Annotated in this window: 21 protein-coding genes and 1 pseudogene; 12 read left to right on the plus strand and 10 right to left on the minus strand. The window is 40.2% G+C overall.

The annotated features are described in order from the left end of the window. The first annotated feature begins 1 nt into the window (after position 1). The 7 genes and pseudogenes from sufD (at position 2) to yunB (ending at position 7,859) form a co-directional block, all read left to right on the plus strand. Positions 2–1,312: a Fe-S cluster assembly protein SufD gene (gene sufD, locus PB1_RS09485; RefSeq protein ID WP_003352158.1), complete on the plus strand. Its 1,311-nt coding sequence runs from the start codon at positions 2–4 to the stop codon at positions 1,310–1,312. Further along, positions 1,312–2,541 (plus strand): cysteine desulfurase, encoded by a 1,230-nt coding sequence (locus PB1_RS09490; RefSeq protein ID WP_003352160.1) that lies wholly within the window; start codon positions 1,312–1,314, stop codon positions 2,539–2,541. Before sufD ends, PB1_RS09490 begins: the two co-directional genes overlap by 1 nt. Then, positions 2,531–2,974, plus strand: a complete 444-nt coding sequence (gene sufU / locus PB1_RS09495; protein WP_003352162.1) for a Fe-S cluster assembly sulfur transfer protein SufU — start codon at positions 2,531–2,533, stop codon at positions 2,972–2,974. The genes PB1_RS09490 and sufU overlap by 11 nt, the downstream gene beginning before the upstream one ends. A 47-nt stretch (positions 2,975–3,021) precedes the next feature. Then, the gene (sufB, locus tag PB1_RS09500) at positions 3,022–4,419 is read left to right on the plus strand and encodes a Fe-S cluster assembly protein SufB (protein WP_003352163.1); all 1,398 of its coding nucleotides are present in this window, start codon (positions 3,022–3,024) and stop codon (positions 4,417–4,419) included. 206 nt (positions 4,420–4,625) lie between these two features. Further along, a pseudogene (locus PB1_RS09505) lies at positions 4,626–5,449 on the plus strand (DUF72 domain-containing protein). A gap of 149 nt (positions 5,450–5,598) precedes the next feature. Continuing rightward, positions 5,599–6,972 (plus strand): bifunctional metallophosphatase/5'-nucleotidase, encoded by a 1,374-nt coding sequence (locus tag PB1_RS09510; RefSeq protein WP_003352165.1) that lies wholly within the window; start codon positions 5,599–5,601, stop codon positions 6,970–6,972. Positions 6,973–7,103: 131 nt separating this feature from the next. Next, positions 7,104–7,859 carry a sporulation protein YunB gene (yunB, locus tag PB1_RS09515; protein WP_003352166.1) on the plus strand — a complete coding sequence of 252 codons (756 nt, stop codon included), beginning with the start codon at positions 7,104–7,106 and terminating at the stop codon, positions 7,857–7,859. Positions 7,860–8,056: 197 nt separating this feature from the next. On the opposite strand, the gene PB1_RS09520 is transcribed toward yunB, so the two are convergent. The 6 genes from PB1_RS09520 to PB1_RS09545 form a co-directional block, all read right to left on the minus strand. Beyond that, positions 8,057–8,764, minus strand: coding sequence for an ABC transporter ATP-binding protein (locus PB1_RS09520; RefSeq protein ID WP_003352167.1), 708 nt, complete (start codon positions 8,762–8,764; stop codon positions 8,057–8,059). Continuing rightward, a complete protein-coding gene (locus PB1_RS09525) occupies positions 8,764–9,543 on the minus strand; it encodes an ABC transporter ATP-binding protein (RefSeq protein ID WP_003352168.1) in 780 nt (259 codons plus the stop codon). The genes PB1_RS09520 and PB1_RS09525 overlap by 1 nt, the downstream gene beginning before the upstream one ends. Then, positions 9,518–10,492 (minus strand): branched-chain amino acid ABC transporter permease, encoded by a 975-nt coding sequence (locus PB1_RS09530; protein ID WP_003352169.1) that lies wholly within the window; start codon positions 10,490–10,492, stop codon positions 9,518–9,520. The genes PB1_RS09525 and PB1_RS09530 overlap by 26 nt, the downstream gene beginning before the upstream one ends. A gap of 14 nt (positions 10,493–10,506) precedes the next feature. Next, the gene (locus tag PB1_RS09535; protein WP_003352170.1) at positions 10,507–11,385 is read right to left on the minus strand and encodes a branched-chain amino acid ABC transporter permease; all 879 of its coding nucleotides are present in this window, start codon (positions 11,383–11,385) and stop codon (positions 10,507–10,509) included. A gap of 195 nt (positions 11,386–11,580) precedes the next feature. Further along, positions 11,581–12,759, minus strand: a complete 1,179-nt coding sequence (locus tag PB1_RS09540) for an ABC transporter substrate-binding protein (protein ID WP_003352172.1) — start codon at positions 12,757–12,759, stop codon at positions 11,581–11,583. Between the two features lie 283 nt (positions 12,760–13,042). Continuing rightward, the gene (locus tag PB1_RS09545) at positions 13,043–14,005 is read right to left on the minus strand and encodes a M23 family metallopeptidase (RefSeq protein WP_034645170.1); all 963 of its coding nucleotides are present in this window, start codon (positions 14,003–14,005) and stop codon (positions 13,043–13,045) included. A 217-nt stretch (positions 14,006–14,222) separates the two neighbouring features. Between PB1_RS09545 and lipA the strand changes: the two genes are divergently transcribed. Further along, entirely contained in the window at positions 14,223–15,143 is a 921-nt protein-coding gene (lipA, locus tag PB1_RS09550; protein WP_003352174.1) for a lipoyl synthase, read from the plus strand. Positions 15,144–15,390: 247 nt separating this feature from the next. Here the strand turns inward: lipA and PB1_RS09555 are convergent, their stop codons facing one another. Beyond that, on the minus strand, positions 15,391–16,068 hold the full coding sequence (locus tag PB1_RS09555) for a YhcN/YlaJ family sporulation lipoprotein (protein WP_003352175.1): 678 nt from the start codon (positions 16,066–16,068) through the stop codon (positions 15,391–15,393). Positions 16,069–16,182: 114 nt separating this feature from the next. On the opposite strand from PB1_RS09555, the gene PB1_RS09560 reads away from it, so the two are divergent. Then, the gene (locus PB1_RS09560; RefSeq protein ID WP_003352176.1) at positions 16,183–16,458 is read left to right on the plus strand and encodes a YutD family protein; all 276 of its coding nucleotides are present in this window, start codon (positions 16,183–16,185) and stop codon (positions 16,456–16,458) included. Positions 16,459–16,539: 81 nt separating this feature from the next. Here PB1_RS09560 and PB1_RS09565 read toward each other — a convergent pair whose 3' ends face one another. Together PB1_RS09565 and PB1_RS09570 are read right to left on the minus strand one after the other, a co-directional pair. Next, entirely contained in the window at positions 16,540–16,845 is a 306-nt protein-coding gene (locus PB1_RS09565) for a hypothetical protein (protein WP_003352177.1), read from the minus strand. Positions 16,846–16,902: 57 nt separating this feature from the next. Further along, entirely contained in the window at positions 16,903–17,169 is a 267-nt protein-coding gene (locus tag PB1_RS09570; RefSeq protein ID WP_003352178.1) for a DUF3055 domain-containing protein, read from the minus strand. A 301-nt stretch (positions 17,170–17,470) separates the two neighbouring features. Here PB1_RS09570 and hepT point away from each other — a divergent pair, with 301 nt between their 5' ends. Both hepT and PB1_RS09580 read left to right on the plus strand, forming a co-directional pair. Next, complete coding sequence (hepT, locus tag PB1_RS09575; protein ID WP_003352179.1) at positions 17,471–17,908, plus strand: type VII toxin-antitoxin system HepT family RNase toxin; 438 nt, start codon at positions 17,471–17,473, stop codon at positions 17,906–17,908. Positions 17,909–18,006: 98 nt separating this feature from the next. After that, on the plus strand, positions 18,007–18,774 hold the full coding sequence (locus PB1_RS09580; RefSeq protein WP_003352180.1) for a TIGR01457 family HAD-type hydrolase: 768 nt from the start codon (positions 18,007–18,009) through the stop codon (positions 18,772–18,774). A 30-nt stretch (positions 18,775–18,804) separates the two neighbouring features. On the opposite strand, the gene PB1_RS09585 is transcribed toward PB1_RS09580, so the two are convergent. Further along, positions 18,805–19,308, minus strand: a complete 504-nt coding sequence (locus tag PB1_RS09585; protein ID WP_003352181.1) for a phosphatidylglycerophosphatase A family protein — start codon at positions 19,306–19,308, stop codon at positions 18,805–18,807. 257 nt (positions 19,309–19,565) lie between these two features. On the opposite strand from PB1_RS09585, the gene yutH reads away from it, so the two are divergent. Then, positions 19,566–20,573, plus strand: coding sequence for a spore coat putative kinase YutH (gene yutH, locus PB1_RS09590; RefSeq protein WP_034645173.1), 1,008 nt, complete (start codon positions 19,566–19,568; stop codon positions 20,571–20,573). Positions 20,574–20,666 lie beyond the last annotated feature (93 nt).

A 20,666-nucleotide genomic window follows, 5' to 3' on the forward strand; every position in this document is an offset into this window, starting at 1 on the left:
AATGACTACAGAAACAAAATTACCATTCGACCAGGAGTATGTAAGTTCGTTTTCAAAAGAAATGGGCGAACCGGCTTGGCTCACAGAATTGCGTTTACAGGCTCTTTCAATGGTTGACCAATTGCCGCTGCCAAAGCCTGATAAAACGAAAATCGATAATTGGAACTTCACACAGTTCAGCAAGCATGTCGTAAAAAGTGAAGATTTCCCATCATTAAATGAACTTACGGAAGAAGCAAGGTCATTAATTGATCTCGAAGCAAGCAATAAAAATTTATATATCCAGCGAAATAACCGCCCTGCTTATTTGTCATTATCGAACGAATTGCAAGAAAAAGGCGTTGTTTTCACAGATATTTTTACAGCAGTTCGCGAATATGGCGATCTTCTGGAAAAGCATTTAATGAAAACGGCCGTTAAACCGGATGAGCACCGTTTAACTGCCCTCCATGCAGCCCTTATTAACGGGGGAGCATTCCTGTATGTTCCGAAAAACGTGGAAGTTTCTGAACCAATTCAAGCTGTCTATATCCATGATGATGAAGAAGCAAACATGTTTAACCACGTTCTCGTTGTTGCTGATGACAACAGTTCGGTAACTTATGTTGAAAACTATGTCTCAACAATGGAAAGAGCGAACAGTGTTTTCAATATCGTTACAGAAGTGATTGCTAAAGCAAATGCAAAAGTACAATACGGGGCTGTCGATACTCTTGCCGATGGTGCGACGACATACGTTAATCGCCGCGGGGTAGCGGAAAGAGACGCGCGGATTGAATGGGCGCTTGGGTTAATGAATGATGGAAACACGATATCCGAAAATATAACGAACCTTGTTGGTGACGGATCACTTGGCGACACAAAAACAGTAGTTGTCAGTCGCGGCGATCAAATTCAAAATTTTACGACAAAGGTTATCCATTTCGGCAAGCATACTGAAGGTTATATCTTAAAGCATGGCGTTGTGAAAGACAGTGCCACTTCGGTCTTTAATGGAATCGGAAAAATTGAACACGGTGCATCAAAATCAAATGCTGAGCAGGAATCACGGGTGTTAATGCTGAGTGAAAAAGCACGCGGTGATGCAAACCCGATCCTTTTGATCGATGAAGATGATGTAACGGCAGGCCACGCAGCATCTGTCGGCCGCGTTGATCCGATGCAGCTCTACTATTTAATGAGCCGCGGAATTCCAAAAACAGAAGCTGAACGATTAATTATTCATGGCTTCCTGGCACCTGTTGTAAACGAACTTCCAATAGAAGGCGTAAAAAAACAGCTCATGAATGTCATTGAAAGGAAAGTAAAATAATGAATGTCCAGGATATTCGCAAAATGTTTCCGATCCTTGATCAAGAAGTCAATGGGAATCGGCTTGTTTATTTGGATAACGCAGCCACTTCACAAAAGCCCATTTCGGTTATTGAATCATTAGATAAATATTACCGCGAGTACAATTCAAATGTACACCGCGGGGTTCATACTCTCGGAACGCGGGCAACTGATGCTTATGAGGGAGCTCGGGAAAAAGTAAGGAAATTTATCAATGCAAAATCAACAGAAGAAGTTATTTTTACGAGAGGAACAACAACCGCTTTAAATACGGTTGCTGCAAGCTACGCGCGTGCCAACTTGACAAAAGGCGATGAGATACTGATCTCTTACATGGAGCACCACAGCAATATTATTCCATGGCAGCAAGCGGCGAAATATACTGGAGCAACATTAAAATATTTACCTCTTCAAGAAGATGGAACAATCAGTCTTGACGATGTGCGCGAGACAATTACTCCAAATACAAAAATCGTGTCGATCATGCATGTGTCAAATGTTCTAGGGACTATTAACCCTATTAAAGAAATTGCAAAAATCGCGCATGAAAATGGCGCAATTATGGTGGTAGACGGAGCACAAAGTGCACCCCATATGAAGATTGATGTTCAGGACCTTGATTGCGATTTCTTTGCTTTTTCAAGCCATAAGATGTGTGGTCCAACCGGAATAGGGGTATTATACGGGAGAAAGCACCTTCTCGAAAATATGGAGCCGGTTGAATTTGGCGGAGAAATGATCGACTTCGTCGGACTTTATGAGTCTACATGGAAAGAGCTTCCATGGAAATTTGAAGGCGGCACACCAATTATTGCGGGTGCAATCGGCTTAGGTGCTGCAATTGATATTCTTCAGGATATCGGTCTTGAAAATATTCTGGAACATGAACATAAGCTCGTTTCTTACGCGCTTAAGAAACTTTCCGAAATAGAAGGAATAACCATTTACGGGCCGAAAGATCCGGATAAGCGAGCAGGTCTTGTTACTTTCAACATTAAAGATGTTCATCCACATGATGTAGCTACTGTATTGGATGCAGAAGGAATTGCCGTTCGTGCAGGCCACCATTGCGCACAGCCTCTTATGAAATGGCTCGATGTTTCCGCAACTGCCCGTGCAAGCTTCTATTTATACAATACAGAAGACGACATTGATAAGCTTGTGAAAGGGCTTGTCAAGACAAAGGAGTATTTCAGCGATGTCTTTTAACAATTTAGATACCCTTTATCGCCAGGTAATAATGGATCATTATAAAAACCCTCGAAACAAAGGGGTTTTAGAGGATGGCAGCTTAACAGTCAATTTGAACAACCCTACTTGTGGCGACAGGATTCATTTGACGATGAAAGTGGAGGACGGAAAAGTCATTGACGCCAAATTCGAAGGCGAAGGCTGTTCCATCTCGTTGTCATCCGCTTCGATGATGACCCAGGCCATTAAGGGGAAAAAGATTGAAGAAGCTATAAAGCTTTCTAAAATTTTTTCGAATATGATGCAGGGGAAAGAGTATGATGAAGATCTGGATTTAGGGGATATTGAAGCATTGCAAGGTGTTTCAAAGTTCCCTTCCAGGATTAAATGTGCAACTTTAGCATGGAAAGCAATGGAGAAAGGCTTGATGGAACAGGAACAAAATAAATAGCAGAAAGGGTTGCTTACCCTTTTTTGCACAAAGGGAGGAAAACGATAATGGCTAAAAAAATGCCTGAAATCGGTGATTATAAATATGGCTTTGCCGATAAAGACGTTTCCGTATTCCGATCAAAGCGCGGATTAACGCGTGAAATTGTAGAGGAAATTTCTAAAATGAAGGGCGAGCCCCAATGGATGCTTGATTTCCGTTTGAAATCATTGGAGCATTTCTATAGCATGCCGATGCCGCAATGGGGCGGAGACTTATCTTCATTAAACTTTGATGAAATCACATACTATGTAAAACCTACAGAGCGTTCTGGACGTTCCTGGGATGAGGTTCCAGAAGAAATTAAACGAACATTTGATAAACTGGGCATACCGGAAGCCGAGCAAAAGTATTTGGCAGGGGTTTCTGCCCAATACGAATCCGAAGTTGTTTATCACAATATGAAAGAAGATCTTGAAGCGCAGGGAATTATTTTTAAAGATACTGACTCAGCGCTGAAAGAAAACGAGGATATTTTCCGTGAGCATTGGGCAAAGGTGGTTCCGCCTACCGATAATAAATTTGCCGCACTTAACTCTGCTGTATGGTCCGGTGGTTCATTCATCTACGTTCCAAAAGGCGTGAAAGTGGAAACTCCGCTTCAAGCTTATTTCCGAATTAACTCTGAAAATATGGGACAGTTTGAGCGGACGCTGATTATCGTTGATGAAGGCGCACATGTTCATTATGTTGAAGGATGTACTGCGCCTGTTTACACAACAAACTCTCTTCACAGTGCTGTCGTTGAAATCATCGTTAAGAAAGATGCGTACTGCCGTTATACAACTATTCAAAACTGGGCAAACAATGTTTATAACCTTGTAACAAAGAGAGCTGTTTGTGAAGAAAACGCTACAATGGAATGGATTGACGGCAATATCGGCTCTAAGCTTACAATGAAGTACCCGGCTGTTATCTTGAAAGGGGAAGGCGCCCGCGGGATGACATTATCGATTGCGCTTGCCGGTAAGGGGCAGCATCAGGATGCAGGGGCAAAAATGATTCACCTTGCACCAAACACTTCATCCACAATCGTTTCCAAATCGATTTCAAAACAGGGTGGAAAAGTGACGTACCGCGGAATCGTCCACTTCGGACGAAAGGCGGATGGAGCTCGTGCAAATATTGAATGTGATACACTCATTATGGATAATCAATCTACTTCAGACACAATCCCATACAATGAAATTTTAAATGACAATATTTCATTGGAGCATGAAGCAAAAGTTTCAAAAGTGTCCGAAGAGCAGTTATTCTATTTAATGAGCCGCGGTATTTCTGAAGAAGAAGCAACAGAAATGATTGTAATGGGCTTTATCGAGCCATTTACAAAAGAGCTTCCAATGGAATACGCAGTTGAAATGAACCGTCTGATCAAATTTGAAATGGAAGGTTCAATTGGATAATGTTTGATGACCGTCTGCCGGCCGGCAGGCGGTTTTTTCATGTGAGCTTTCGCCGAGATTTGTTCATAAATTAAATTGCAGCTCATAAACGAGAATAAAGGGACATAAATCAAATGAAAGACTTTAAATTAAATAAAGCTTATTAGACGTGATTGAATACTCATAACTCCAGCGATATGCTATCATGTTGTATGAGAGGTGTTTCCATGATTTTAATTGGCGTAACCGGGTGGGGAGATCATGATAGCTTATACTTGTCTCACACACCTCCAAGGGAAAAATTAAAAGAATATGCAGGACATTTCCCTGTTGTGGAAGTTGATTCTGCTTTTTATGCGATTCAGCCTGTGCGAAACGCTGCAAGATGGGTCGAGGAAACCCCTGATTCGTTTCAATTCATCGTGAAAGCTTATCAGGGAATGACCGGCCACCAGCGGGGAGACATTCCTTTTCTAAATAAAACAGAAATGTTTCAAGCTTTTCGCGACTCCATAGAGCCGTATATCGCAGCCGGGAAGCTGGCGATGGTTCTTTTTCAGTTTCCGCCATGGTTTGACTGCAAAAGGGATAATGTCAACTATTTACGATGGGCGAAAGAGCAGATGGGGGATATACCATGTGCATTGGAATTTCGTCATCAATCCTGGTTTACACCGGAAATGAAGGATAAGACAATCTCCTTTATGAAACGTGAAAACTGGATACACAGCATTTGCGATGAACCGCAGGCAGGGCAAGGATCGATTCCGGCGGTTCTTGAGACGACACGTTCTGACAAAGTGCTAGTTCGTTTTCATGGCAGAAATGTCCACGGCTGGATCAAGAAAAAAATCAAAATTGGCGCGAAGTCAGATACCTTTACCGCTACAATCGAGAAGAGCTGGAAGAATGGGCACTCCATGTAAAGGAGCTGGAGAAGGAGTGCCAAAATGTTTACGTGCTGTTTAATAACAACTCCGGCGGAGATGCAGCGGACAACGCCAAACAGTTTATAAATAGGCTGGCGCCAAGACAGCTTGATTTGTTTTAAGAATGTGGGGATCGAACTTTTCTTAAAATCTCGAATAAGACACCCATTTATTAGGCGGGAAATATTTTGTTCAATGAATATCAAAGGGAAATAAAACATCACAGTAAAAATTTGTACAGATATCATCAGTTAGAATGAGAGTTGGTAACATGGAAAATATCCATATTTATCATACAAATGATTTACATAGCCATTTTGAGCACTGGCCGCGTATTCATTATCTCCTTTCAACAAGAAAAAAATGGCACGAAGAAAATGGGGATGAAGTCTTAATTTTCGATATTGGTGACCATATGGACCGGTGGCACCCTTTTTCCGAGGCGACGAGGGGAAAAGGAAATACAAGGCTATTAAACCAAGCAGGATATACGGCAGTCACCATCGGCAACAATGAGGGAATTACTCTTTCATATGAAGATTTGGATACAATGTATAATCAATCACAATTTCAAGTACTTGCAGCTAACCTTTTTCAATCGGATGGAACACGACCGGACTGGGCGCGTCCGTATATGCTCTACACAACAAAAAGAGGCACACGGATTGGTGTTATAGGGCTAACTGCTTATTTCTCGCATTTTTACCATTTGCTTGGCTGGAATTTGTCTGATCCAATTAAAGAATTATCAATCCAATTAAAGGAATTAACGTCTAAAGCAGATATCATCATTTTGCTCTCCCATTTAGGTATTAATGAAGATGAACAAATTGCTGAACTTTTTCCGCAAATTGATGTGATATTAGGTGCACATACTCATCATATTTTCCATGAAGGAAAAGAAATCAATGATTGTATCTTGGGAGCTGCAGGAAAACATGGCCAGTATGTCGGACATATCATGCTTGAAGTCAATACAGGTGAAATGAAGATCGTACGCAAAAAAGCATTGCTTTATGATACAAACGAAATGGAGCCTGCCCCTGATGAAGAAAAGTTTATTAATGATTTATATCAGGCAGGAAAAGACATGCTGTGCGAAAAAGCAGTTGATTTGCCTGGTCCATTGAAAACGGACAATTTTAGAGAATCGGAGCTTCCTATGATTCTTTGTAAAGCACTCCGGGAATGGACGCAGGCTGATTGTGCTTTCATAAATTCAGGGCTTATTTTGAACGGATTGAATGAAGGTACTGTCACTAAATATGATTTATTGAATATTTGCCCTCACCCTATTAATCCTTGTGTTGTTAAACTTTCTGGACGTGAGCTGAAAGAAGTGCTTATTGATACACTTGATTCCAAATGGCCGGAACTGCAAGTAAAAGGGCTCGGATTCAGAGGGACTTTAATGGGGAAATTTGTGTACGATAAAATATTATTTTCAAATGATGGAATGAATAATTCCATATTCATAAATTATAAAGAGATTAATTTAGATGCTGTCTATAAACTTGCGATTCCAGATATGTTTACCTTTGGAAGGTTCTTTCCGGCAATTTTCCGCGCAGAACATAAAAAATATTACTTGCCCGAGTTTTTAAGGGATTTATTGGAGTGGAAGTTAAAAAGAATTTTTCGCTAATTATGAAGTCAAGGATCCCAACGCGTCATTAGTCATTAACGTGTGTGACGCTGCATTTTAATATGATTTTTCTTATTTTTGCGCTACTTCCCTCTTTTGCAGCATACATATAGCTTGTAAAGGGGGGATTTATGTTGGCTAAATTTCGCGGCCGGCTGCCGCGGAAAGGCCCGCTGCCTTTTCAATATGTTTTTTTGCTTACTTTTGTGTTTTTCGCGTTTTCAACTGCAGCCGGGTTATGGATCATCAATGATGGTATTGAACCAAACTTAAGGAGTTATGCGGAAACCCAAACAAGAAGAATAGCGACTCTTGTTATTAATAATGCGGTTAATAAAAAAATAGCTGTTGGAATGGGTAGTAATCCTGTTATCGTTCCTGATGAAGGTTCTGAATCACGTATCATTTTAAATAACGAGATAATTAACCGGGTTGCCGGTGAAACAGTTAATATGATTGAAAAAAATTTAAAGCAAGCAGAAAAAGGATATTTAGAAGATTTACAGACACTGGCAGATGTTGATATTGAGACCGATAATACAAAACAAGAAGGAATTGTCTATTATGTCCCGCTTGGGCAGGCTACCAATAATGCTTTGCTCGGAAACCTCGGTCCGCAAATTCCAATTAGGTTTCATGCGATTGGTAATGTTGGTTATGATATTAAGACAGAATTTGAAGAAGTTGGAATCAATAATACAGCAATTAAAGTTGTTCTGCATCTTGTTGTCGATGTTCAAATTATCCTCCCTTTTTCGACGAATGTAACAACTATTATTCAGGATATACCATTAGTAACTGTGTATGAAGAAGGAGATGTTCCGCAATTTTATAATGGTGGAGGAGGAAAATCATCTCCATCAATTGAGCTGCCAGGAAGCGAATGAAAAGCTGTGATGAAACATATAAATCAATTAGCTGCTGCCAAATAATAAAAGGCCAGACCCCTCCAATACAACATATAGACAAACACTAATATAAACATTCTATATGTCATTGTTGGAGGGAGCAGCCCCTTATGAGTCAGCACTGCTTTAAGATTGTCAAATTACGAATGGAACGAAGCAGATAGGCCTGATTCTTCCTAATGACCTCCCAAGTATGCCATTCGGACTTGATCGCTTTCGTTCAATTCTTTTGCCGAACCAGATAATACGACCCGCCCCGTTTCGATTACATATGCCCGATTGGCTATTGACAGTGCCATATGAGCATTTTGTTCAACAAGCAGTATCGTCGTACCATTTGAATTGATTTCTTCGATAATGCGAAAGATCGTTTTTACGAGCAGCGGTGCAAGGCCCATAGACGGCTCGTCTAAAAGAAGGAGCTTTGGCCGTGCCATTAAGGCGCGCCCCATTGCAAGCATTTGCTGTTCTCCGCCTGATAAAGTACCGGCCTGCTGCTTGCGGCGTTCATGCAAGCGGGGGAACAATTCATACACTTTTTTAAAATCTTCTTGAATGCCTTGTTTATCTTTACGCAAAAACGCACCTAATTCAAGATTTTCCTCAACACTCATATTGGAGAAAACCCTTCGGCCTTCAGGTACATGGGAAATTCCCAGCTTTACGATCGTTTGGGCAGGCTTTCCGGAAATGGATTGGCCTGCAAATAAGATATCTCCCTGTTTTGGTTTCAGCAAACCTGAAATTGCCTTTAACAAAGTGCTTTTTCCCGCACCGTTTGCTCCTATAAGAGTTACGATTTCTCCTTGATGAATTTCAAGGGACACTCCTTTTAGCGCCTGAATATTTCCATAATAAACATTTATTCCCTCAACTTTTAGCATTATGATACCTCCTCGCCTAGATACGCCTCAATTACTTTCGGGTTATTCTTAATTTCCTCCGGCGTTCCCTGGGCGATCAATTGACCGTGATCAAGTACATAAATGTGTTCACAAACTCCCATAACTAGCTGCATGTCATGCTCAATCAGTAAAACAGTCAAATCAAATCGTTCACGGATAAAAGCAATTAAATTCATGAGATCTTTTGTTTCCTGAGGATTCATTCCCGCTGCAGGTTCATCCAGAAGGAGTAATTTTGGATGTGCCGCAAGTGCCCGGGCAATTTCCAGACGTCTCTGCTGCCCATAAGGAAGATTTTTCGCTTTTTCATATTTGTAGTTTTCCAAATTAAAAATTTTTAAGAATTCTATTGCTTTCTTTTCCATCTCTTTTTCCCCCGAAAAGTGGGAAGGCAAACGAAAAATGGAACTTAAAATGGAATGCTTCGCAAGAGAATGATAAGCAATTTTAACATTATCTAAAACAGTGAGTTCAGAGAACAGGCGAATATTTTGAAACGTCCGGCTGATCCCTTTGCGGGTAATTTTATAAGGAGGCAATCCGTTCAACTTTTCTCCATTTAAAAAAATACTGCCTTCTGTCGGTACGTATACACCTGTCAAAAGGTTAAAAAAGGTCGTTTTACCCGCTCCATTCGGTCCGATCAAGCCGACAAGTTTTCCTTTTTCTATTTCAATATTAACGTCGGAAACAGCCTTTAAACCACCAAACTGAATCCCCGCGTTTTGAACTTTAAGCAACGGTGTGTTTGCTGCCATTCCCTGTTCCCCCTTCAACAGCTTTCTGTTTTTTGAAGAACGATGTCAATTCCTTATTCCCCATCAAACCTTGCGGGCGGTAAAGCATCGTTACCACAAGCACAAGACTGTAAATGATCATTCTCGTTTCCGGATAATCTTGAAGAAATGTAGATACAATTGTCAGTAAAATGGCCGCAATGACAGATCCTGACAAACTGCCCAATCCGCCGAGAACGACAAAAATCAAAATGTCAAATGATTTTAAAAATCCGAAATTTGTCGGCTGGATAATATAGAAATTATGGGCGTATAGACCGCCTGCAATGCCGGCAAAAAAGGAACCGATTACAAATGCGGCTACCTTATAATAAGTTGTGTTAATTCCCATTGCATCTGCAGCAATCTCATTCTCACGAATGGATAGGCATGCTCGTCCGTGCGTTGAATTTGTAAAGTTGGCAATTGCTAAAATGGTAAAAAGCATTCCTCCGAACACCCATGGCCATGTAGCAAGATGGGATACCTGCATTCCGCTTGCTCCGCCGACATAATTAATATTCAAGAGAGAAATTCGGACAATTTCACCAAAACCAAGTGTTGCAATTGCTAAGTAGTCTCCTTTCAAGCGGAGAGTTGGAATTCCGATAATAAGTCCCGCCAAGCCGGCAACGATCCCGCCACCTAATAAAGCAAGTCCAAATGGCAGTTGGAATTTCATTGTCATAATGGCTGAAGCGTAAGCTCCTACCGCAAGAAAGCCTGCATGGCCAATGGAAAACTGTCCGGTAATTCCGATGATAAGATGAAGACTGACTGCAAGAATAATGTTGATTGCAATTAAGAATAAAGTATTTTCATAAAAAGGATTTAAATACTGACCTGTGATTAAGAGCTGTACAGCTAAAAATAATGCAAGGGACAGTATAATCGAGAGCCAAAATCCTTTTGATTGCTTGATGATTGCCATTGTAACGTTTCCCCCTAAACTTTTTCTCTTATATTTTTTCCGAATATACCGGACGGACGGAAAATTAGAATAAGGATTAGAACGACAAAGGCCACTCCATCACGCCAGAGGGAATATCCAGATGCACTTACGAAGGCTTCAACAATCCCAAGTACAAGACCTCCGACCATGGCTCCCGGAATAATTCCGATCCCGCCTAATACCGCAGCAACGAAGGCTTTTAAACCAGGAATAATCCCCATTAGAGGTTCAATTTTTACATAGTACGTACCAAAAATGACACCTGCGGCTCCGGCGAGTGCAGAACCGATTGCGAAAGTTGCAGAAATCGTCTTATCTACGTTGATGCCCATTAATTTGGCAGCATCAGAATCGTGAGACACTGCACGCATCGCTTTTCCGATTTTCGTTTTATGAACAATAAATTGAAGCAAAATCATTAAAAAGACAGAAACGCCTAAAATGAATAATGATTGACTGTTAATGGATATTCCAAAAAAGTCAAGTTTTTTTGCAGGAAGAACATCTCCCGGATATGCTTCGGGCTGTGCACCCCGCAAATAAATCGTACCGTATTCCAAGAATAAGGAAACACCGATTGCAGTAATAAGCGCTGCGATCCTCGTCGCGTTTCTCAACGGTTTATATGCAATCCGTTCAATTAATACTCCAAAAATAGAGCATACAACCATTGATAAAATTAATGAGGGAAAAAAGCCGAGTTCCAGTATCGTAATCGAATAGAACCCAACGAATGCACCGATCATAAATATGTCACCATGAGCAAAGTTGATCAGTTTAACGATTCCGTAAACCATCGTATAACCGAGTGCAATAAGTGCATAAATACTGCCGAGTGATATGCCGTTTACCAATTGTTGAATGAATTCCATTTTCTCACTCTCCTGACAGATCTAATTGACGTACATTTTCTGGTTTTCTCTTGAAAATCTAGAGGCTGTCTCATAAGGGTCTGGCCCCATGTGTATTATCAATATATAGCACAATTATCCAACATTATGTCCTATATATTGTGTTATGGGGTCTGACCCTTAGGCTTTTGAGACAGCCTCGTTTTGAAACTTTATTTATGGATTTACTTTTGTTTCAAATTTCTGCTCTCCATTTTCATATTTTAGAATCGAAGCAGATTTTACCGGATCGTGGTTTTCATTAAGGGTAATTTTTCCTGATATAAGCTCAAGATCTTTTGTTTCTGCAAGAGCATCTTTTATTTTTTCAGGATCAGCGCTTCCGGCACGTTTGATGGCATCTGCAAGCAAGTATGCCGTGTCGTAGCCAAGAGCAGCAAAACCATCCGGCGATTTGTTATTAAATTTAGTTTTAAACGCTTTTACAAAATCCTGAATCTTTTTGTCAGGGTCACCGGAAGAATAGTGGTTTGTAATATAAGTATTTTTGAGTGCGTCCGGACCGGCGATTTCAACAAGCTTCGGTGAATCCCAGCCGTCGCCGCCCATAAACGGAACATCAAGGCCGATTTCGCGGGCTTGTTTTAAAATAAGGCCAACTTCTTCATAATAGCCTGGCAAATAGACAAATTCTGGATTTTTTGATTTGATGCGCGTTAATGTTGCACGGAAGTCAGTATCTTTCGCTACATATGCTTCTTCTGCAATGATTTCTCCGCCGTTTTTCTTAAATGATTTTTTAAATGAAGCAGCGAGTCCTTTTGAATAATCACTTGCACTGTCGATAAGGACAGCTGCATTTTTAACACCCAGTTCTTTAGTTGCAAAGTTTGCTGCCACTGTTCCTTGGAATGGATCTATAAAGCATGTTCTGAAGACATACTCGTTTACCTTTCCGTCTTTGGTTGTAATAGTCGGATTTGTTCCAGTCGGAGTTATAAGCGGTATTTTGTTATCTTGGGCAACTTGTACTTGTGCAAGTGTATTTGTACTTGTAGCAGCTCCGACAATTGCCGCTACTTTTTCCTGGCTGACAAGCTTAATTGCGGCGCTTGTTGCTTCAGCTGCATCTGATTTGTTATCAATTTTGACAATTTCAAGTTTTTTGCCGTCAATACCTTCTTTGTTAATTTCATCAAGAGCAAGCTCCATACCTTCCGCAATCGATTGTCCGTAAGAGGCAACACCTCCTGATAATTCAAGATTGGCACCAATTTTGATCGTTTCTCCTTCTTTGCCTCCTGATGTTTTTTCGCTTTTTCCGCCGCATCCTGCCATTACACTTGCAGCTAACATAAGCGACATAAAAATTCCTGTTAATTTTCTTTTTCTCATACTTTACCCCCTAAATAATTTTTTGTTGCTTATGATACTCCGTAAGTTCTAACTAAGCAGAAGAAGCTGATTCTTAGGAAAAGAATCAATTTTCTGACAACATTGTACATTATTTTTTCCATATCGTCTACGATAAAATTTCAAAAATTTTTTGAAACGAAAAAATAACATTGTTAGCGCTGTAGAATGACTAATTTAATATTTCGGTATATTAAAAAATTATTTCCCAATAAAAAAGGACTGTCCAAATTCTGAACAGTCCCTTTTTTCGGTATGAAATTTTTTATTTTTTTTGCCGGGCTTTCTGTCGTTCTTGCCGTTCCCACAATTTTAAATGCGGGTAAGGATCAAATGACCACTCGGTATAACCGTTGTCTTTATACATCCCATAATGCAAATGAGGCGGAAATTTGCCGGATGTACCCGGAGGGCCGTAACCGGAACTGCCCACACCGCCTATTAACGTTCCAGGTTCTACAATTTGTCCAACTTTCAAATCCTTTGCAAATCCGCTTAAATGCGCATAATAATGGTAAGTATTGTTAATGTCGCGGATTCCGATGCGCCATCCGCCATACCGATTCCAACCTTTCATTTCAACAATGCCGTAGGAAGTAGCCCGAACAGGAACACCATAATCTGCAAAAATATCTGTGCCTTCGTGGATCCGGCGGCCGCCCCAGCCCCGGGCGCTTCCCCAAGTGTTTTTATAGCTGTAGTTGCTCCGCAATGGGACGGGAAATAAATGTTCATCAAGATCAATGCGGCCAAAATGATGATAAATTCTTGCTTTTCCGATTATGATCCCGACAGTTTTATCCCTTTTATAATAATCCCATAGTCCAATTTTTATATTGTCATGATCTGTTCCATATGAGAGGAGGAAATTGGCGAATGCATACAAAACATCCTCCTCATCCGAAAGTCTAGCCTTTCCGTCACCGTTTCCGTCAACTCCGATTCCATCAAAAAATTGAATCGAAACCGGATTTTCATCAGCCGGATCCGGATTTAATATTCCTGCCCATTCTTCAGGCCTGAAATAAATTCCGATTGCCCCTTCAGCTTTTGGAAGATCCTTGCGCGCCTGACGCAGATTTCTTTCATATTGGTCAATCGCCGCCAGATAATACCATGGAATATTTGTTGTCGCTTCAACCCTTTTATATAATTCCATTCTTTTTGCATATATATCAGGCATATCAGCTGCCCTTGCGTTTACTGTGGGAAAGAAGACAGTAAGCATTAAAGGTAAAATAAGAAGAAACCTCACATGAATCCACCCTTTGTAATTAGTCTGCAGGAATAGTTTGCGAAACAATGGAAAATTAATAAATATTAATTAATGGTAATCACAAATCGCCTCGCTTGTCCTGTTATTTTTATTATGATATTGTGGCTTTAGAAGCTCTTTAATATGAATGCATATATCTGGCTTTTTTCAGATGAATGGAGTGGAAAATATGAGCAAGAAAGAAGACCTATTGCGTAAACCGGAATGGTTAAAAATAAAATTAAATACAAATGAAAATTATACGGGCCTGAAAAAGATGATGCGTGAAAAAAATCTTCACACAGTATGTGAAGAAGCGAAATGCCCTAACATTCATGAATGCTGGGCGGTAAGAAGAACCGCTACGTTTATGATTTTAGGCGATGTTTGTACCCGGGCATGCCGATTCTGTGCCGTTAAAACAGGGCTCCCGACAGAGCTTGACTGGAAAGAGCCGGAACGGGTAGCAGATTCAGTAAGCTTAATGAATTTGAAGCACGTAGTTGTCACAGCGGTAGCCCGTGATGACCTCAAAGATGGAGGCGCGGCTGTATTTGCGGAAACCGTCAGGGCGATTCGCAGAAAAAACCCGTTTACAACAATTGAAGTTCTCCCTTCTGATATGGGAGGAGTTTATGAAAATTTAAAAACGCTTTTGGATGCACGTCCAGATATTTTGAACCATAACATAGAAACAGTTCGAAGGCTCACACCAAGGGTTCGGGCAAGAGCTACATATGAACGCTCTCTCGAATTTTTGCGGAGGGCTAAAGAGTTGCAGCCTAATATTCCAACAAAATCAAGTATGATGATTGGATTAGGCGAAACTCGCGAAGAAATTTTGCAAACAATGGATGATCTAAGGGCTAACCATGTTGACATTTTAACCATTGGACAATATTTGCAGCCGACCCGAAATCACCTGCGTGTTGTGAAATATTACCGCCCTGATGAATTCAGGGAATTAAGAGATATTGCCCTTTCAAAAGGTTTCAGCCATTGTGAGGCAGGACCGCTTGTACGATCTTCCTACCATGCTGATGAGCAAGTAAATGCAGCGTCAAAAAAGAAACAGCTACTCGGTGAGCAAGAAGCAAAACAAGCACAGTAAATTTATTAGAAAGCGAAAAGGTTTTGTAAGGCCCGGCAAACGCCGGAGCCGGACAATAGAAAAGGCAAGCGCCTTGAAAATCAGGATAAGTGAAAGAGGCTGTCTCAAAGCCTAAGGGTCAGACCCCATAACACAATATATAGGACATAATGTTGGATAAATGTGCTATATATTGATAAATCACATGGGGTCAGACCTTTATGAGACAGCCTCTTCTTTTAAGAAATCCGATTTAAAGCTTGTAAATTCACTTTCCAGTCTTTGTTCTTTCTCTTATGTCGTCCCGATCTAAATTATCGTTCGTTTCACCTCGGGACTCGCCGTTGGCATTTTCACCCTCGTTCATTTCTCGTCCTTGAGGGGATTTTAACATCCGCTTCACGATTCCATCTATCATCGAATCTACATTCCTGCTGTCTGAATCAAGAGTGGCAAAGTTTTCAACATTTTTTCTTAATCTTTCATCATCGGTAACATAAACATGGTACCAGCGCGGCACTACAGACATAGCCATTTTCTTAACTTGATCAGCAGTTTCAAAACGGTCTTTAGAGTCAGTATTATAAACAATTAATACTTCTTCATCTGTTACGAGAGTTGATACATCATCGACATTCGGAACATCTGTACAATATTTGCCGATAATATCTGCAAGCTGTTCCCTGTCAATTGCTGCATAATGATCGTTTGAACCGCGATCTTCAAGAATTCCGCTTCGTTGGTGGCGAACATAGCCAAAATCTTCGCTTACGTTTCTTAAGCCGCGATTATCATCCCTGTTGTAAAGTTCGGCACGCTGGTCATTGACATTTATCGTATTTCCAGTGTCGTTAAATAAATCCCTGTCTGCAGCAGTATCATTATTGTTGCAGGCGGTTAATGCGGCAAGACCGCACATCCCTGCTATTATCATAACTCTTCTCATTTTAAACACCTCCTCAATACTAGAATGACCAGAGGTTTGCTTTTTTCTCTTAGTAATTGATGGTGAATCAGTTATAATTTTAAATAAGGAATTCTCAGCAAAAGAGGTGAAAATATGATTTGTATTAACAATGTTTGCTATGAAGTAATAGAAGATAATCGAAATGGTTTTAATGAGGAAGCTTTCCGTGCAAGATACACTGATATATTGACCAGATACGATTATATTGTAGGGGACTGGGGCTATGGCCAGCTCCGGTTAAAAGGGTTTTTCGATGATCAAAACCAAAAAGCTACTTTCGATACAAAAATCAGTACACTAACTGAGTATTTATATGAGTTTTGCAACTTTGGTTGTGCATATTTTGTGGTGAAAAAAGTAAAAAGATAAAGTGAAAGGGGCTTGTACAGGAAGACGGTTCTGAGCCAAGCCCCTTTTTGAAATCTCCGCCATATTTTTTCCGCTTCTGCATTATTTTTTATCGGGCGAACCGTTATTGGAAGTGTATGGAAGTTCTTCGTTTTTATCCGGATCGTCGTGTGGCGGGTGTGACCCTGCCATTTGTCTGGGCAAGTTCTGGTGAAGAGATTTGAATTCATAGTTGTAGGCACTATAGTAACGCTGACCTTCTTTCCACGGGGTGCTTTTGTTCTCAACAGGCCTATCTTTTCCGCGTGGTGAACCGTAAGCTCCTTCTGGCAGCGACTCCGGCACAAGATAATTTTTTTGTGTTTCTACATTGGAAAAATCGGTATACGCTTCCTTTTCCTTATCCATTTATATCACCTCACCATTATTATTTCACTGCCAGCAAAAATAATGATGAGAAAAAGATTAGACAATTTCATTAAGGAAAGATCGCAACTCTTCTGCATCTTCTTCTGAAAGTTGAAAAGCGTATTCTAAATAACCTTCCTCATCGAGATCATCAGGGCCAATAATGGCAAATCGGTTGCCCTGCATATCAAGTACAAGGTGTTTGCCGTAATGCCTTCCTGTTTGAATAATCGCCAAGTCAAAACGCTGATTTTCCCCCATAAAACTTACAAAACGCGTCTTCGTATCTTCGGTATCATCATATAAGAAAAAACGATTTGTCATCATTAATTCCTCCGATTTTTAGAACAAATTTAGCAAAATCCAATCGCAAACAAGCGATGCATAAACAGCTCTACATTCCTTCTCTGCCATTTTAACACAATAAGTGCCAGTCCCCGTACCAAAAAAACAGCTTATTATGGTAGAATGAAATAGTATTTCACGCTTGCTTCTGAGAGGAATGAAACAAATGCTCCGTCAATTCATTTGTAAAAAAGCGCTGATGTGGGGAAAATCATTCTTCCCTTTTAAAGAAAGAAGTCCTTTTTTCATTGCAGAACACGTCTGAAAGGGTGGCATGGAAATGTATTTTGTGGACAGGGAAAAAATCGGCGAAACTCTTCTTTTTCTTGAACGGCAGCTCTCTTTATTGGCTGACAAAAAAGATTGGGCGAATGATTATGAAAAAGCAGCCTTGGAACGGATCGCGCATATCATTATCGAAGCGATTTTAGATGTGGGAAATGCTATGATTGACGGCTTTATTATGCGCGACCCGGGAAGTTATGAAGATATCGTCGACATTTTAACTGATGAGAAAGTCATTACGGAAAAAATGAGTAAAAGTTTTAAAAAGATTATTACGTTCCGTAAAATGCTTGTCCAGCAATATACCAATATACGTCATGAGGAGATACATAAAGTGTTTACAGCGCAATTGCCGGAGTTGAAGCTTTTTGCTCCAAAGGTAAGAGAGTATTTGGAAAATGAACTGGGACCGGTGTCCGCTTTTAAAAATTAGCGGTTAATTATGAACGAGCATCAGTCTCTATGTTTAGAAGTGTTTATAGTATTTGCGAAAACATTAATCATACAAAAGTTCAGGTAGGAGTGATAATTTTGAAATCTTATAAAGGATATTTAATTGATCTTGACGGAACAATGTACCGAGGCACAGAACTCATTAAGGAAGCCGCCGATTTTGTGAAAAAATTGCGCGATAAAAAGATTCCCTATTTATTTGTTACAAATAACTCAACAAGAACACCTGCGCAAGTTGCGGAAAAACTGCGTGATTTTGGAATTCCGGCTGAAGAAAATCTTGTTTTTACAACCAGCCAGGCGACAGCAAATTATATTTATGAATTGAAAAACGATGCTTCCGTATACGTGATCGGGGAAGAAGGGATCCGAACGGCGATTGAGGAAAAAGGGATGCATTTTGGCGGTGAATACGCTGATTTTGTCGTAGTAGGACTTGACCGTTCGATCAGTTACGAAAAATTAGCGGTGGCTTGTTTGGCGGTAAGAAATGGAGCAACTTTCATTTCTACAAATGGAGACATAGCACTTGTGACTGAAAGAGGCTTGCTGCCAGGGAATGGAGCAATCACATCCGTCATAGCTGTTTCGACGCAAACACAGCCGATTTTTATCGGAAAGCCGGAGTCGATTATTGTGGAGCAGGCTTTAAGAGTTCTTGGAATAAATAAAGAGGATACTTTAATGGTCGGGGATAATTATGATACAGACATACTGGCCGGAATGAATGCAGGGATGGACACACTGCTTGTTCATACAGGTGTTACAACAAAAGAGCATTTAAAACGCTATGAAAAACAACCAACATATGCCGTTGATTCTCTTGACCAATGGGAGATTTTGTAAAAAAGGATGGAGACGAACTCCATCCTTTTTTTATTCCGCATTCGCTGCCCGATGCGCTAACCGGCTTGAAGCAGCGGCTGCGATTGCGCCTACAATGTCATCCAAGAAGGTGTTGCACTTCCCTGATGATTTATCATTTAATTCTTTTAAAATTCCCGGTTTTTGTTTATCGATATATCCGTAGTTAGTAAAGCCGATCGAACCGTAGACATTTACTATTGCAAATGCCAAAATCTCGTCAATGCCGTATAAGCCTTCGTCAGTTGCAATAATTGTTTGCAAAGGTTCCTCCATCATTCCTTTTTCTGCCATTATGTCAAGCTGTATACCGGTTAAAATCGCATTTTGCACTTCACGTTTGGATAAAACCCGCTCCACGTTTTGTATGCATTCTTCCATTTTTAAATTCTGGTGATATTTTTCTTGAAGAAAATAAACAAGTTCAGCAATATCCTTTACTTCGACTCCGCGTTCATGGAGCCATTGCCGTGCTGTTTTCTCTGTCATATTAATTACTTTCTTTTCATCCTTCATATGTTTCACCTTCTTCTGTATATTTTTCCCTATATTTATATTGCAATATCTTATAATTTGCTCAAATAATCAATATAAAAGCTTATGGGAATAGTTCTCTTTTTATGATATTTCGAAAGGTGTTCCCTGTTCATTTTAACAGAAAGTTCAAATAATTGTGTAACAAAATGCTTGATAACCAGAACCTGAATACAAGTTTTGATTTTTCCGTTCATATATATGAACAGAAACGGAAGCAGTTTGAAGAGAGGAGGAACATCGTGAAGCAGCTGCTCGAACAGCAATATGGTATTGTGGCTGAAGAAGAGGTCAATATGGGAAGCTATAAAGCTTTTAAAAGAAACGATGAAGTTTATATGATCATTCCTACCGGAAATATCGAAAACGAAGAGTTGTCAGAGCTTGAACAAATTGCTTTGCATCTTATGAATAAAGGCGACAGGCATGTGGCAGCGTTTGTTCGTACAAAGGAAGGAGCGTTAACGTCCAAATGGAACGAGATAAACATTTGTGTGCTGCTTGTGAGACACGTTCATCCTTCTAAAAGAATTAAACTAGGCAGAAAACTCGCAAAATTGCATTACCGGGGCAGGTCTATTCCATTTCAAGTGAAAAAAATCAGCAGAATCGGGCAGTGGAAGCAGCTATGGGAAAAAAGGCTCGAGCAAATGGAAAGGGTTTGGAAGGATAAGCTATTCCAGCAGCCGGAAAACGAATTTGAAAAAATGTTTTTAGAATCGTTTCCTTATTACATGGGACTAACGGAAAATGCCATTCAATATTTGGTTGATACCGAGATAGACTATGAGCCCATGGCTTCAGACGGCGGAACAGTCTGCCATGAAAGATTTTCAGAGTCCCTGTGGACGAGCCATTATTGTAATAATCCATTTGAGTGGGTTTTTGACCATTCAAGCAGGGACATAGCGGAATGGATTAGGGGACGGTATTTTGCCAATATAAAAACGTATGAACCGGACGTCAAACAATTTTTAAATGATTATCAATCAGTAAGTCCGTTATCTTCTTTTTCCTGGAGGCTTTTATTTTCAAGAATATTGTTCCCTCTTCATTTTTATGAGTGCGTTGAGAGTTATTATATTACGAATTCCGAACAGCAAAGACACATGCTGGAAGATCATTTTTTGAAATTTCTATCTCAGTCAAGCGAATACGAACGGTTCCTTGGGAATTTTTATCAGCTTGCGGAAGTTCCTGTTCAAAAATATAGGCTTCCACAGCCTGAATGGTTAGCGGGATCCTGACATTTGACGGCATCTCCTATTCTTTTTAAATAAAGTCGGAGGACTTTTTTGAAAAAATTTTTATTTGAAAAAACTTCGGAATAAACACATAGT

Origin of the sequence: Bacillus methanolicus PB1 (genome assembly GCF_000262755.1) — a bacterium.
In the GTDB taxonomy this organism is placed as follows: domain Bacteria; phylum Bacillota; class Bacilli; order Bacillales; family Cytobacillaceae; genus Bacillus_Z; species Bacillus_Z methanolicus.

What these genes read in the sequence shown, in the direction of transcription:
- PB1_RS09540 (WP_003352172.1), bottom strand. Translation starts at nt 12,759, where the DNA reads ATGAGAAAAAGAAAATTAACAGGAATTTTTATGTCGCTTATGTTAGCT.
- PB1_RS09560 (WP_003352176.1), top strand. Translation starts at nt 16,183, where the DNA reads ATGATTTGTATTAACAATGTTTGCTATGAAGTAATAGAAGATAATCGA.
- sufU (WP_003352162.1), top strand. Translation starts at nt 2,531, where the DNA reads ATGTCTTTTAACAATTTAGATACCCTTTATCGCCAGGTAATAATGGAT.
- sufD (WP_003352158.1), top strand. Translation starts at nt 2, where the DNA reads ATGACTACAGAAACAAAATTACCATTCGACCAGGAGTATGTAAGTTCG.
- PB1_RS09545 (WP_034645170.1), bottom strand. Translation starts at nt 14,005, where the DNA reads ATGCTTACTGTCTTCTTTCCCACAGTAAACGCAAGGGCAGCTGATATG.
- hepT (WP_003352179.1), top strand. Translation starts at nt 17,471, where the DNA reads ATGTATTTTGTGGACAGGGAAAAAATCGGCGAAACTCTTCTTTTTCTT.
- PB1_RS09585 (WP_003352181.1), bottom strand. Translation starts at nt 19,308, where the DNA reads ATGAAGGATGAAAAGAAAGTAATTAATATGACAGAGAAAACAGCACGG.
- PB1_RS09520 (WP_003352167.1), bottom strand. Translation starts at nt 8,764, where the DNA reads ATGCTAAAAGTTGAGGGAATAAATGTTTATTATGGAAATATTCAGGCG.
- PB1_RS09525 (WP_003352168.1), bottom strand. Translation starts at nt 9,543, where the DNA reads ATGGCAGCAAACACACCGTTGCTTAAAGTTCAAAACGCGGGGATTCAG.
- PB1_RS09565 (WP_003352177.1), bottom strand. Translation starts at nt 16,845, where the DNA reads ATGGATAAGGAAAAGGAAGCGTATACCGATTTTTCCAATGTAGAAACA.
- PB1_RS09555 (WP_003352175.1), bottom strand. Translation starts at nt 16,068, where the DNA reads ATGAGAAGAGTTATGATAATAGCAGGGATGTGCGGTCTTGCCGCATTA.
- yunB (WP_003352166.1), top strand. Translation starts at nt 7,104, where the DNA reads ATGTTGGCTAAATTTCGCGGCCGGCTGCCGCGGAAAGGCCCGCTGCCT.
- sufB (WP_003352163.1), top strand. Translation starts at nt 3,022, where the DNA reads ATGGCTAAAAAAATGCCTGAAATCGGTGATTATAAATATGGCTTTGCC.
- PB1_RS09530 (WP_003352169.1), bottom strand. Translation starts at nt 10,492, where the DNA reads ATGGCAATCATCAAGCAATCAAAAGGATTTTGGCTCTCGATTATACTG.
- PB1_RS09490 (WP_003352160.1), top strand. Translation starts at nt 1,312, where the DNA reads ATGAATGTCCAGGATATTCGCAAAATGTTTCCGATCCTTGATCAAGAA.
- lipA (WP_003352174.1), top strand. Translation starts at nt 14,223, where the DNA reads ATGAGCAAGAAAGAAGACCTATTGCGTAAACCGGAATGGTTAAAAATA.
- PB1_RS09570 (WP_003352178.1), bottom strand. Translation starts at nt 17,169, where the DNA reads ATGACAAATCGTTTTTTCTTATATGATGATACCGAAGATACGAAGACG.
- PB1_RS09535 (WP_003352170.1), bottom strand. Translation starts at nt 11,385, where the DNA reads ATGGAATTCATTCAACAATTGGTAAACGGCATATCACTCGGCAGTATT.
- PB1_RS09510 (WP_003352165.1), top strand. Translation starts at nt 5,599, where the DNA reads ATGGAAAATATCCATATTTATCATACAAATGATTTACATAGCCATTTT.